Here is a 12,858-nt window from a genome sequence, read left to right as displayed (position 1 = left end):
CATCAGGCGAGGGCCCAGGGCGTCCGGACTGTCGGCGGGGGCTTTAACCAAAATTCACGAATCGCCAGGCCGCGTGCCCACCTGCGCGACGGGTTGGCCCGCGCGTGGCGGAAGGGATCAGGGAGGCGGCGCTGTTGCGCCGGGCATCGCTTGTGTGGGTGTATCCAGGTCACGGCCTTCCAGCTCGCCCGGCGGGGCCACGGTCACGGCCACGTCCAGCGTGTGCTGGGCGCCGCCCTGGATGACGCCGCGCATGGGCGAGACGTCGCTGAAATCGCGGCCGATGGCCAGGGTCACGTAGTCCTCGCCCGGGCTGCCCCAGCCGCAGCGGTTGTTGGTGGGGTCGAAGTCGAACCACTCACCGTCGCCGCCGTCCTCGCGCGGTACGTAGACGGCGGCCCAGGCGTGCGAGGCGTCGGCGCCGATGAGGCGCGGCTGGCCGGGCGGCGGCTGGGTGAGCAGGTAGCCGCTGACGTAGCGCGCGGGCAGCCCCAGGCTGCGCAGGCAGCCGATCATGATGTGGGCGAAGTCCTGGCACACGCCCCGGCCCTGGGCCAGGGCCTCCAGCGGCGGCGTGCTGACCTCGGTGCTGGCGCTGTCGTACTGCAGTTCGCCGTGGATGCGCTCCATGAGCGCGCGCGCCGCCTGCAGCACCGGCGCGCCGGTCGCGAAGGCCGGGCGCGCCCACTGGACGAAGGCCTCGTCGCGTTCCACCAGGGGCGAAGCGAACAGGAACTCGGCCGCGGCCTCGTAGGGCGCATTGACGCGGTAGCGGAAGTGCTCGCGCACGCGCTCCCAGGTCATGCCACGCCAGGGCGCGTCTTCGGGCAGGGGGCGCGGCGCGGCGGTCATCACCGTGCTGTCGGCCAGCACGCTCAAGGTGTCGTGCGGCGCCTGCTGGGCGAAGAAGCGGCGCTGGTTGCCGAAGGCGTCGGTGCTCTGGTGCATCGTGGCCGGCTCGGGCTCGATCGCGATGCGGTGCGCCAGCACGCGCTGCAGCGCGCTGGCGCGCGGGCTCAGGTGCAGCATGTGCTGCGCCATGTCCACCGCGCTTTGGTAGCGGTAGGTGGTGCGGTGCAGGACGCGCAGTTTCATGGCCGTTCAGATGGACAGCGTCTGGCTGCGCCGGTCGGCGTGGCTGAAGTGCAGGCGCGTGATCTCGTCGGAGAGCTCGACCGCCGCGGCCTCGCAGTCTTCCAGCACGCGCAGCAGCGCGCCCCAGACGCGGCGGCCGTCGGCGTCGCGCTGCCAGTTGCTCAGCTCGGCGAGCTGCCAGCCGGCCGGGTCGGGCAGACCGCGCGCAAGTTCGGCGTCCTGCGGCGCCACGCTCTGACCCAGACGGGCCAGGCGCGCGCGCAGGGTTTGCACCACCCAGGCCAGCGAGCGCGGGTTGTCGCGGTCGAGCACCAGCAGGTCGATCAGCGCCACCATGTCGCGGCGCTGCTGGTACTGGGCGTGGAAGGTGATGGTGCTGTCGAACAGCGCCACCATGGCCTCGAAGCCGGCGGGTTCATGCACGCTGCCGGTTTGCAGGCCCAGCGCCAGCGCGCGCGACAGCGTGGCCAGGCGCTCGATGTGGCGGCCGATGGACAGCAGGCGCCAGCCGTCGTCGCGCACCATGCGGTCGGTCTGCGAGCCGGTGATGGCGGCCAGCTGCTGGCTCGCCTCCTGCAGCAGCAGCTGCGCGCCGCCGGTGTTGAAGTCGCCGTTGTCGAGCAGCCGCGCGGCGCCGGCCGCGAAGCCGGTCCGCAGGCGCTCGATCAGGTTCCAGTGCTCGCGCGACAGCCGCTCGCGCACCTGCGCGGCGGCGTTGGCCAGGGCGCCGAGGTTGAAGCCCACGCTGAAGGAGCTGGCGGCGGCCGGGTCCTGCGGGTGGGGCGCCAGGTTGGCCATCAGGGAGCGCGCGAACACGCGCGAGGAGTGCAGGGCGTCGGGCACGTCGGCCAGCACCAGTGCGTTCTCCCGCGAGACCTCGGTCAGCCAGGCCAGCAGGGCCTGCGTGCCGGGTTCCTCGCCGTCGAGCTGGTCGAGCACGGTTTCGGCCAGGCGCACGGTGTTTTCGGCGCGTTCGGTGTAGCGGCCCAGCCAGAACAGGTTTTCGGCCGCGCGGCTGGTGACGGGCTGCTTCTGTTGCGCGATGGCGAAGGAGCTGGGCTGGCCGCTCAGCAGGCTGGTGGGGTCCACCGCGCCGTCGGTGAGCACCCAGCAGTCGGCGCTGCTGCCGCCGCGCTGCATGGCGGCCACCAGCTGGCCGCGCGGCGCCAGGCGCACCAGGCCACCGGGCAGCACGCGCCAGGAACCGGCGCCATCGGCCAGCGCGAACACGCGCAGCATGGCCGAGCGTGGCATGAGCCGGTCGCCCGTCCAGGTGGGGGTCTGCGAGAGCGGCAGCCAGGACTGCACGGTGTGCTGCTCGGGTTGGCGCACCAGGCGGCCGGTCCATTCGTCGATCTCGCGCGGCGTCAGGCCCTGGCCGATCACGGTGTCGGACCCGCCGCCGGGGTAGGTGGCCTTGATCACGCCGTCCCTGAGCAGGGGCAGCACGCCGCGCAGCGCGGCGTCTTCGCCGCACCACCAGGTGGCCAGCGAGGGCAGGGCCAGCGGCTCGCCCAGCAGGTGCTCGCTGATGGCGGGCAGGAAACCGAGCAGCGCGCTGGACTCCAGCGGCGCCGAGCCCGGCGCGTTGGCCAGCACCAGGTGGCCGGCGCGCAGCACCTGCAGCAGGCCGGGCACGCCGAGGGTGGAGTCGGGGCGCAGCTCCAGCGGGTCCAGCCACGGGTCGTCCACGCGCTTGATGAGGGCGTGCACCGGCTCCAGGCCCGCCAGGGTCTTGAGGAACAGGCGCTCGTCGCGCACGGTGAGGTCGTTGCCTTCCACCAGCGTGAGGCCCAGGTAGCGCGCCAGGTAGGCGTGCTCGAAATAGGTTTCGTTGTACGGACCGGGCGTGAGCAGGGCGATGCGCGCGTTCTCGCCTTCGGGCGCCAGGGACTTGATGCCGTCCATGAGCGCGCGGTAGCTGGCGGCCAGGCGCTGCACCCGCAGGCCGGCGAAGGCCTTGGGGAACTGGCGGCCGATGGCGATGCGGTTCTCGAGCAGGTAGCCCAGGCCGGAGGGCGCCTGGGTGCGCTGGCCCACCACCCACCAGCGTCCGTCGGGGCCGTGGGCCAGGTCGAAGCCGACGATGTGCAGCCAGGTGCCGCCGCGCGGGCGCACGCCCTGCATGGCGCGCAGGTAGCCCGGGTGGCCCTGCACCAGGGCGGCGGGCAGCAGGCCGCGCTGCAGCAGTTCGCGCGGGCCGTAGAGGTCGGCCATCACGGCGTTGAGCAGGCGCGCGCGCTGCAGCACGCCGGCTTCGATCTGCGCCCAGTCGCCCGGGCCCAGGATCATGGGAAAGAGGTCCAGCGCCCAGGGCCGCTGCAGGCCACTGTCGTCGGCGTAGACGTTGTAGGTGACGCCGTTGTCGCGGATCTGGCGCCGCAGGTTCTCGGCGCGGCGGTTCAGGTCGGCCAGGCCTTCGGTGCCGGTGTGGTCGAAGAAGGCGGACCAGCTGGGGGCCAGGCCGTGCGGGCCATCGCCCAGCAGCTCGTCGAGGTGTCCCGGGTCGGCCGGCACGGCCAGAGACAGGGCCCATTCGCCCGGCCGCTCGGGGGCCAGGGGGCCGAAAAGGGAATCGTCAGGATCGGCGTTCACGGCGCGCAGTATGCCTGCGCGCCCCTGGCGGGCGGCCGGGCGAGGCTCACGTTCTCAGGTCCAGCGTGCAGGGGAATTCGCGGTTCACGGCGGCGGGCGCCACGCGCAGTCGGCCGGGCGTGTGGCCCATCGGGAAGAAGCGCGACAGGCGGCGGCTTTCGGCCTCGTAGGCGTTGACCGGGAAGCTGTCGTAGCTGCGTCCGCCGGGGTGGCTCACGTGGTACTGGCCACCGCCCAGGGAGCGCTGCATCCAGGTGTCGACGATGTCGAAGGTGAGCGGCGCGTGCACGCCGATGCCGGGGTGCAGGGCCGAGGGCGGCGCCCAGGCCTTGTAGCGCACGCCGGCCACATAGTCGCCGGCCGTGCCGGTGTGGTGCAGTGGCAGCGCGCGGCCGTTGCAGGTAACGGCGTAGCGCCGGTCGGTCCAGCCGCGCACGCGCACCTCCAGGCGTTCGAGCGAGGAGTCGACGTAGCGCACGGTGCCGCCGATGGCGCCTTCTTCGCCCATCACGTGCCAGGGCTCCAGCGCGCCGCGCAGCGTGAGTTCGATGCCGCGCACCGCGAGCTCGCCGATGAGCGGGAAGCGGAATTCGAAGTGCGGTTCGAACCAGGCCATGTCGAAGGCATAGCCGGCCTCGCTCAGCTCGGCCAGCACGTCCTCGAAGTCCAGGCGCAGGTAGGTGGGCAGCATCCAGCGGTCGTGCAGTTCGGTGCCCCAGCGCGCCAGCGGCGCACGGTAAGGCTGTTGCCAGAAGCGCGCGACCAGCGCGCGCAGCAGCAGCTGCTGGGCCACGCTCATGCGCGCATGCGGTGGCATCTCGAAGGCGCGCAGCTCCAGCAGGCCCAGGCGGCCGGCGGGGCCGTCGGGTGAGTAGAGCTTGTCGATGCAGAACTCGCTGCGGTGCGTGTTGCCAGTGACGTCGATGAGGATGTTGCGCAGCGTGCGGTCCACCAGCCAGGGCGGCATGTGTTCGCCATGCACCTGGCGCGCCCGCTCGATCTGCGCCAGCGCGATCTCCAGTTCGTGCAGCTGGTCGTTGCGCGCCTCGTCCACGCGTGGGGCCTGGCTGGTGGGGCCGATGAACAGGCCGCTGAACAGGTAGCTCAGCGCGGGGTGGTTGTGCCAGTAGGCCACCAGGCTGCCCAGCAGCTCGGGCCGGCGCAGGAAGGGCGAGTCGGCTGGCGTGGCGCCACCGAGCACGATGTGGTTGCCACCGCCGGTGCCGGTGTGGCGGCCATCGGTCATGAACTTCTCGGCGCACAGGCGCGTCTGGTGCGCGGCCTCGTAAAGAAATTCGGTGTGCTCCACCAGTTCGCTCCAGTTGTGCGCCGGGTGGATGTTGACCTCGATCACGCCGGGGTCGGGCGTCACCTGCAGCGTTTTCAGGCGCGGGTCGCGCGGCGGCGGGTAGCCCTCGAGCACCACCTTCACGCCCAGCCGATCGGCCGTGGCCTCGACGGCGGCGAGCAGGTCGAGGTAGTCCTCCAGCCGCGCCAGCGGCGGCATGAAGACATAGAGGTGCTGCCCTTGGCCGCCTTTGTCCTTCTCGGCCTTGGGGCCGTTGGCGCGCTGCGGGTCGCGCGCCTCCACGCACAGCGCGGTGCGCGTGAGCCAGCCGGCCGATTCGCCGCGTCGCGGGTGGTGCGAGGACAGGCCCTGGGCCTGGGCCGAGGGGCCGCTGCCGGGCCAGCCGCGCGCCGCCGCCACGTCCGGCGGCGCGCCGGCCGCCGCGTGCGCCTGCCATTGCGCGCGCACGGGGGCGCCGCGCGGCAGCGGCGCGCGCGGCGCGAACGGGTCTTGTTCGATGGTCTGGGGCCGGTCGCCGGCCGCCGCCCAGGGCAGCGAGTCCAGCGGCAGCCGGTAGCCCATGGGGGAGTCGCCCGGCACCAGGTACAGGCGCTCGTCGCGGAAGAACCAGGGGCCGGTGGACCACACCGTGCCGCCCAGGGCCGGGTGGCCGGCGTTGGCCTGCAGCGGCAGCACGTAGCCCACCACGCTGGACAGGCCCTGCTCGAACACGCGGCGCAGGCGCAGGCGCTCCAGCTCGTCGTCGAGCCGGCTGTCGAAGGGGTCCACGTTCACGGGCAGGCGGCGTTCGCGCCAGAGGTAGTACCAGGTGTCTTCGTGGCCCGCGGTGATGTATTGCGTGCTCAGGCCCAGCCGGCGCGCCAGCGCCTGCGCGAAGCGGCGAGCGTCGTCGCTGGTGCAGTGGGCCTCGTCGCGCTCGTCGGCCAGCAGCGCGGGATTGTTCCAGCACGGCTCGCCGTCGGCGCGCCAGAACACCGAGAGCGCCCAGCGCGGCAGCTGCTCGCCCGGGTACCACTTGCCCTGACCCATGTGCACGAAGCCGCCCTGGCCGTAGCGCTCGCGCAGGCGGCCCAGCAGCTCGGTGGCGTAGCCGCGCTTGGTGGGGCCCAGGGCCTCGGTGTTCCACTCGGCGGCGTCGCGGTCGCTGGTGGCCACGTAGGTGGGCTCGCCGCCCTGGGTGAGGCGCACGTCGTGCCGCGTCAGGTCCGCGTCGACCTGGTCGCCCAGCGCGAGCACGGCGGCCCATTGCTCGTCGGTGTAGGGCCGGGTGACGCGCGGCGATTCGTGCACGCGGCGCACGGCCATGTGGTGCTCGAAGGCCACCTCGCACTCGTCCACTGCGCCTTCCACGGGCGCGGCGCTGCCGGGCTGCGGCGTGCAGGCCAGGGGAATGTGGCCCTCGCCCGCGAGCAGGCCGGAGGTCGGGTCCAGGCCGATCCAGCCCGCGCCGGGCAGGAAGACCTCGCACCAGGCGTGCAGGTCGGTGAAGTCGCGCTCGGGGCCGCTGGGGCCGTCGATGGATTTCACGTCGGGCGCGAGCTGGATGAGGTAGCCCGAGACGAAGCGCGCCGCCAGCCCCAGGTGGCGCAGCAGCTGCACCAGCAGCCAGCCGCTGTCGCGGCAGGAGCCGCGCTGCCGCTGCAGCGTTTCCTCCGGCGTCTGCACGCCGGGCTCCATGCGGATGGTGTAGTCGATGTCGCGCCGCAGGCGCTGGTTGATGTCGACCAGGCAATCGATGGTGCGGCGCCGGTCGCGGGCGATGCCCGCGAGGTAGGCCGCCAGCCGCGGCGTGAGCGGCTCGGCCGCCAGATACGGTGCCAGTTCGCGCCGCTGCGCCTCGGCATACTCGAACGGGAACTGCTCGGCCTGCGGCTCCAGGAAGAAGTCGAACGGGTTGTGCACCGCCATCTCGACCACGAGATCGATGGTGATCTTGAACTCGGTGGTGGGCTCGGGAAACACCAGGCGGGCCTGGTGGTTGGCGAACGGGTCCTGCTGCCAGTTGACGAAATGGGTGGCGGGCTCGACGCGCTGCGAATACGAGAGCACCTTGGTCCGGCTGTGCGGGGCCGGCCGCAGGCGCACCACCTGAGGCCCCAGGCGCACCAGGCGGTCGTACCGGTAGTGGGTGATGTGGCTCAGGGCGACGTGGATGGCCATGAAAAGGCTTTCAGGGAAAGGGATGACGCGGGATCGCGCGAGCGCCTCCACGCGGTTGAAAAATCATGCTAGCAAGTCTTGCGCCATTGCGCGATGACGTTTGCGCGCCGGCGCCACCGCGCGCCTGGCGCCCGGGCTGGGCCCTGGCCGGCGGGGTGCTGGGCACGGCCGCGCAGCTGCAGCAGCCGGACCTGTGGGGGTGGGGGGTCTGTATCGGCATCACCGTGGCGGGCCTGCTGGCGCTGGCCTTGCGGGGACGCCTGGCCTGGTTGCTGGCGGGCGCGGCGCTGGCCTTTGGCGGCGCGGGCTTGCGCGCCCTGTCGCTGTCCGAGCAGGCCCTGGCGGGCGCGCTGGAGGGACGCGACATCGCGGTGGTCGGGCGCGTGGCGTCCCTGCCGGTGAAAGACCCGCAGGGGGAGCGCGTCGAATTCATCGTCGAGCGCGCCAGCCTGGACGGCCGGCCCGTGCCGCTGCCGCCGCGCCTGCTGCTGGGCTGGACCGGTGGACCCCCCGCCGGGGGCGATCGTCCCGGCCGCCCGGGGGCCTGGGCGGTGGCGCACCCCAACCCGGGCCTGGTGGCCGGCGAGCGCTGGGCTTTCGAGGTGCGGCTCAAGCGCGCGCACGGCAGCCTCAACCCGCACGGCTTCGACCGCGAGCGCTGGCTGTGGGAGCGCGGCATCCTGGCCACCGGCTACGTGCGCGCCGGCCCGCGCGACCCGGTGCCCCAGCGCCTGGGACAGACCTGGCTGCACCCGGTGGACCTGGCGCGCCAGCGCGTGGCCGACGCCATGGGCGAGCGCCTGGGCCACTCGCGCGCGGCGGGCGTGCTGGCGGCGCTCGCGGTGGGCGACCAGTCGGCCATCGAGCGCGAGGACTGGGCGCTGTTCCGCGACACCGGCGTGGCCCACCTCATGGCCATCAGCGGTTTGCACGTGACCTTGTTCGCCTGGCTTGCGACGGCGCTCATCGGCTGGGCCTGGCGGCGCGCCGCGCCGCGCTGGCCGGCCGTGGCCCGGCGCTGGCCCTTGCCCTGGGTGGCCGGCTGGGGCGGCGTGGCCTGCGCCGCCGGCTACGCGGTGTTCTCCGGCTGGGGCGTGCCCTCGCAGCGCACGGTGCTGACGCTGGCGCTGGTGGTGGGCCTGCGCTTGTCGGGTCGGCGCTGGCCCTGGCCGGCGGTGTGGCTGCTGGCGATGGCCGCCGTGCTGGCGCTGGACCCCTGGGCCTTGCTGTCGGCGGGTTTCTGGCTCAGCTTCGTGGCGGTGGGCCTGCTGTTCGCGAGCGACCCGGCGCGCGAGGCGCCGGCCAGCGGCCTGGCCTGGCGCGGCGCCCAGGCGCTCAAGCGCCTGCTGCGCGAACAGGCGCTGATGACGGTTGCCCTCGCTCCGCTGACGCTGCTGCTGTTCGGCCAGGTGTCGCTGGTGGGCCTGGCCGCCAACCTGATCGCCATTCCCTGGGTCACGCTGGTGGTGACGCCGCTGGCCCTGCTGGGCCTGCTGGCCCCGCCGCTGTGGACGGCGGCGGCGGGGGCGGTGGACGCGCTGGTGCCGCTGCTGCAATGGCTGGCGGCCTGGCCCGGCGCGGTGCTGCACCGGCCGGTGCCGCCCTTGCCGCTGGCCTTGGCCGCCGTGGCGGGCGGTGTGTTGCTGGCCATGCGCTTGCCGGCGGTCGTGCGCGCGGCCGGGGCCTGGCTGGTGCTGCCCGTGCTGCTGTGGGCGCCGCCGCGCCCGCCCGAGGGGGCGTTCGAACTGCTGGCGCTGGATGTGGGGCAGGGCGGTGCCGTGCTGGTGCGCACCGCGCGCCACGCGCTGCTGTACGACACCGGCCCGGCCTGGAGCCCCGAGGCCGACGCGGGCGAGCGCATCGTGCTGCCCTTGCTGCGGGCGCTGGGCGAGCGGCCCGACACCGTGGTGGTGAGCCACCGCGACAGCGACCACTCGGGCGGCGCCAAGGCCGTGCGCGCGGCGTTTGCGCAGGCGCGCTGGCTGTCGTCCTACGACGAAGCGCCGGCGAACCACTGCCTGGCCGGCCAGCGCTGGACCTGGGACGGCGTCGACTTCGAGATCCTGCATCCCGGCCCCGAAGCCTGGGCCAACCGTGGCCTGTCCACCAACGCCATGTCCTGTGTACTGCGCGTGGCGACCCGCCAGGGCGCCAGCGCCTGGCTCACGGGCGACCTGCCCGCCGCGCAGGAGGTGCGCCTGGCGCTGGAGCGGCCGAGCGAGCGCGCCACTCTGCTGCTGGCGCCGCACCACGGCAGCGCCAGTTCCTCCAGCCCGGTGCTGCTCAATACGCTGCGGCCGCGCTGGGTGGTGGTGCAGTCGGGCTACCGCAACCGCTTCGGCCACCCGGCGCGGGTGGTGGTGGAGCGCTACGAGGCCAGGGGCATCCCCTGGGTGGAATCGCCGCGCTGCGGCGCGGCGACCTGGCGCAGCGACCGGCCCGACGAACTGCGGTGCGAGCGGGTGGCGGGGCGGCGGTACTGGCACCAGGACGTCCCGCTCGCGCCGGCGCCGCCCGCGGCCGATTGAGTCGGGGCGAGCGCCCGACCCCAATGGCCTAGGCCATTTCAGTGCCGACCCGGCGAACTTCGGCGCGCGCGCGGCCACACAAGTTCGCCCGGCATTCGTTGCGGGGCTCACCCGCATTCCGTGTCGAGCACCATGTCCAAGTCCTCCTCTCTCTCCTATTTCGCCGCGCGCCTGCAGACCCAGTTCGACGGCTTCCAGCTCAAGCGGCAGGCCATGAACCCCAAGGCCCATCCAGGGGCCGACGCCAGGCTGCGCAGGTACTACAGCAAGCAGGGCAAGATCGTTGACGCGTTGTACGTGCGGGGCGGTGGCCTCTACGTCTCGCGCAACCCGCCGTCTTTCGGCGATGCGGGCAAGGCGTCCAGCCGCTACCGAAAGCTGGTGGGCGCGATCGCCAGCCAGTTTCGCAGCCGCGGTAACCCCAGCGCAGCCAGCCGCGCGAACCAACTGGGCGAGGCCGTGCAGCACCGGCCCACCGACCCGGCGGCTGCGATCGCCTACGGCCGCCAGCTCCGGCAACTGAACCTCGATCTGGTCCTCGCCAGCGCCGACGAGTAAGTCGGCCGCGCCGGCGCGTCGGCCGCTGCACCAGGGGTTTCCCCTGGCCCGCTCCTTGCTATGCTCCCTCGGCAGGAGAGCAGCACCATGAGCCGACCCATGTTCGACGAGATGCACGCCCCGAACGGGGTTGTGCGGGAGCACTACCGGCACTACGCCCGCTGGCTGGCCGAACAAGCCGACGAGTCCATGGCGGCGCGGCGCGAAGAGGCGGAGATGATCTTTCGCCGCGTCGGCATCACCTTCGCCGTCTACGGCGCCAAGGACGAGGAAGGCGCCGGTACCGAGCGGCTCATTCCCTTCGATCTGATCCCGCGCATCATCCCCGCGCACGAGTGGCGCACCATGGAAGAAGGCCTGGTGCAGCGCGTGACCGCGCTCAACCGCTTCATCCACGACGTCTACCACGGGCAGGAGATCATCAAGGCCGGCGTCATCCCGGCCGAGCAGATCTTCCAGAACGCGCAGTTCCGTCCCGAGATGATGGGCGTGGACGTGCCGCACCAGATCTACTCGCACATCGCCGGCATCGACATCGTGCGCGCCCCCAACGCCGACGGCGAGGGCGAGTACTACGTGCTGGAGGACAACCTGCGCGTGCCCAGCGGCGTGAGCTACATGCTCGAAGACCGCAAGATGATGATGCGGCTGTTCCCCGAACTGTTCGGCGAGAACCGCGTGGCGCCGGTGGCGCACTACCCCGACCTGCTGCTGGAGACCCTGCGCGCGGTGAGCCCGGCCACCACGGCCGAGCCCACGGTGGTGGTGCTCACGCCCGGCATGTACAACAGCGCCTACTTCGAACACGCCTTTCTGGCGCAACAGATGGGCGTGGAACTGGTCGAAGGCCAGGACCTGTTCGTCAAGGACAACTTCGTCTACATGCGCACCACGCGCGGCCCCAAGCGGGTGGACGTGATCTACCGCCGCGTCGACGACGACTTCCTGGACCCGCTGGTGTTCCGGCCCACGTCCACGCTGGGCTGCGCGGGCCTGCTGGACGTCTACCGCAGCGGCAACGTGAGCATCTGCAACGGCGTGGGCACCGGCGTGGCCGACGACAAGTCGATCTACCCCTATGTGCCCAAGATGATCGAGTTCTACCTGGGACAGAAGCCCATCCTGAGCAACGTGCCCACCTTCATGGGGCGCAACCCGGAAGACCTCAAGTACATGCTCGCCCACATGCAGGACCTGGTAGTGAAGGAGGTGCACGGCGCGGGCGGCTACGGCATGCTGGTCGGGCCCGCGTCCACCAAGGCCGAGATCGAGGCCTTCCGCCAGGCGGTGGCCGCCCACCCCGAGGGCTACATCGCGCAGCCCACCCTGTCCTTGTCGACCTGCCCCACCTACGTCAAGAGCGGCGTCGCGCCGCGCCACATCGACCTGCGGCCCTTCGTGCTCTCGGGCAAGGAGGTGCAGATGGTGCCCGGCGGCCTCACGCGCGTGGCGCTCAAGGAAGGCTCCCTGGTGGTGAATTCGTCGCAGGGCGGCGGCACCAAGGACACCTGGGTGCTGGAGGATTGATGCCCCCCCGCGCCGCTTCGCGTCACCCCCTCAAGGGGGCGGCACCAACGGCCCGGCAAAGCCGGTTCCGTGGTACCTCTGGGTTGTGCTGCCGCCTCATGCCGGTTTGATGGAGTCCTAGACATGCTGTCCCGCACCGCCGACCACCTCTTCTGGATGTCGCGCTACACCGAGCGCGCGGAAAACACCGCGCGCATGCTCGACGTCAACTACCAGACCTCGCTGCTGCCGCAGTCGGCCGCGGTGGCCCAGGTGGGCTGGGAGGGCCTGCTCACCATCAGCGAGCTGCTGCCGGCCTACCGCGCGCAGTACGGCCAGGCCATCACGCCGCGCAACGTGCTCGACTTCATGGTGCGCGACGAGAACAACCCGTCGAGCATCGTGTCCTGCCTGCGCGCGGCGCGCGAGAACGCGCGCGCGGTGCGCGGCGCGCTCACCACCGAGCTGTGGGAGATGCAGAACCAGACCTGGCTGGAACTCAACCGCGCGCTGCAGGGCAAGGCCTTCGAGCGCGACCCGGGGCAGTTTTTCGAGTGGGTGAAGTTCCGCTCGCACCTGTCGCGCGGCGTGGCCATCGGCACCATGCTGCAGGACGAGGCTTTCCATTTCTACCGCATGGGCACTTTTCTGGAGCGCGCCGACAACACCGCGCGCCTGCTGGACGTGAAGTTCCATGCGGTGCACAGCGACTTCTTCGGCGCCGCCAGCGAGCTCGACCAGGAATACGACTTCTACCACTGGAGCGCGATCCTGCGCAGCGTCAGCGGCTTCGAGGTCTACCGCAAGGTCTACCGCGACGTGATCACGCCCGAGCGCGTGGCCGAGCTGCTGATCCTGCGCGCCGACATGCCGCGCAGCCTGGCCGCCAGCCTGAACGAGGTGGTCAACAACCTGGCCGTGGTCGCCAGCGACCACAGCGGCGAGACCCTGCGCCGCGCCGGCAAGCTCAAGGCCGAGCTGCAGTACGGCCGCATCGATGAAATTCTGGCCACCGGCCTGCACGCCTACCTCACGCAGTTCCTGGACCGCGTGAACGAGCTGGGCTGGCGCATCAGCCAGGACTTCCTGGTGCCGGCGGGCTGAATC

7 protein-coding genes are annotated in these 12,858 nt (G+C 72.2%); 4 read left to right on the top strand and 3 right to left on the bottom strand.

The genetic code is table 11. The annotated features are described in order from the left end of the window. Window positions 1–117 precede the first annotated feature (117 nt). Genes BHU06_RS08615 through BHU06_RS08605 form a run of 3 tightly spaced genes read right to left on the bottom strand, consistent with a single transcriptional unit; the run spans window position 118 to window position 7,159 of the window. Complete coding sequence (locus BHU06_RS08615; protein ID WP_070398776.1) at window positions 118–1,095, bottom strand: transglutaminase family protein; 978 nt, start codon at window positions 1,093–1,095, stop codon at window positions 118–120. Between the two features lie 6 nt (window positions 1,096–1,101). Then, entirely contained in the window at window positions 1,102–3,690 is a 2,589-nt protein-coding gene (locus BHU06_RS08610) for a circularly permuted type 2 ATP-grasp protein (RefSeq protein ID WP_070398775.1), read from the bottom strand. Window positions 3,691–3,736: 46 nt separating this feature from the next. Next, the gene (locus tag BHU06_RS08605; protein ID WP_070398774.1) at window positions 3,737–7,159 is read right to left on the bottom strand and encodes a DUF2126 domain-containing protein; all 3,423 of its coding nucleotides are present in this window, start codon (window positions 7,157–7,159) and stop codon (window positions 3,737–3,739) included. Window positions 7,160–7,245: 86 nt separating this feature from the next. On the opposite strand from BHU06_RS08605, the gene BHU06_RS08600 reads away from it, so the two are divergent. The 4 genes from BHU06_RS08600 to BHU06_RS08585 all read left to right on the top strand — a co-directional run bounded on the left by BHU06_RS08600 (window position 7,246) and on the right by BHU06_RS08585 (window position 12,855). Next, window positions 7,246–9,687 (top strand): ComEC/Rec2 family competence protein, encoded by a 2,442-nt coding sequence (locus BHU06_RS08600; protein WP_254668140.1) that lies wholly within the window; start codon window positions 7,246–7,248, stop codon window positions 9,685–9,687. Window positions 9,688–9,819: 132 nt separating this feature from the next. Then, the gene (locus BHU06_RS08595; RefSeq protein WP_070398773.1) at window positions 9,820–10,245 is read left to right on the top strand and encodes a hypothetical protein; all 426 of its coding nucleotides are present in this window, start codon (window positions 9,820–9,822) and stop codon (window positions 10,243–10,245) included. An 87-nt stretch (window positions 10,246–10,332) separates the two neighbouring features. Further along, window positions 10,333–11,772, top strand: a complete 1,440-nt coding sequence (locus tag BHU06_RS08590; protein ID WP_070398772.1) for a circularly permuted type 2 ATP-grasp protein — start codon at window positions 10,333–10,335, stop codon at window positions 11,770–11,772. Between the two features lie 123 nt (window positions 11,773–11,895). Next, a complete protein-coding gene (locus BHU06_RS08585) occupies window positions 11,896–12,855 on the top strand; it encodes an alpha-E domain-containing protein (RefSeq protein WP_070398771.1) in 960 nt (319 codons plus the stop codon). Window positions 12,856–12,858: the final 3 nt, after the last annotated feature.

It is taken from the genome of Hydrogenophaga sp. PML113, assembly GCF_001777155.1.
Lineage (GTDB): Bacteria > Pseudomonadota > Gammaproteobacteria > Burkholderiales > Burkholderiaceae_C > Hydrogenophaga > Hydrogenophaga borbori.
Note: the sequence above shows the minus strand (reverse complement) of the source record. Positions and strands in the feature narration are given on the sequence as shown.

Bases quoted from the DNA above. Each gene is read 5' to 3' on its own strand.
- BHU06_RS08590 (WP_070398772.1), top strand. From the start codon at position 10,333: ATGAGCCGACCCATGTTCGACGAGATGCACGCCCCGAACGGGGTTGTG.
- BHU06_RS08605 (WP_070398774.1), bottom strand. From the start codon at position 7,159: ATGGCCATCCACGTCGCCCTGAGCCACATCACCCACTACCGGTACGAC.
- BHU06_RS08595 (WP_070398773.1), top strand. From the start codon at position 9,820: ATGTCCAAGTCCTCCTCTCTCTCCTATTTCGCCGCGCGCCTGCAGACC.
- BHU06_RS08585 (WP_070398771.1), top strand. From the start codon at position 11,896: ATGCTGTCCCGCACCGCCGACCACCTCTTCTGGATGTCGCGCTACACC.
- BHU06_RS08615 (WP_070398776.1), bottom strand. From the start codon at position 1,095: ATGAAACTGCGCGTCCTGCACCGCACCACCTACCGCTACCAAAGCGCG.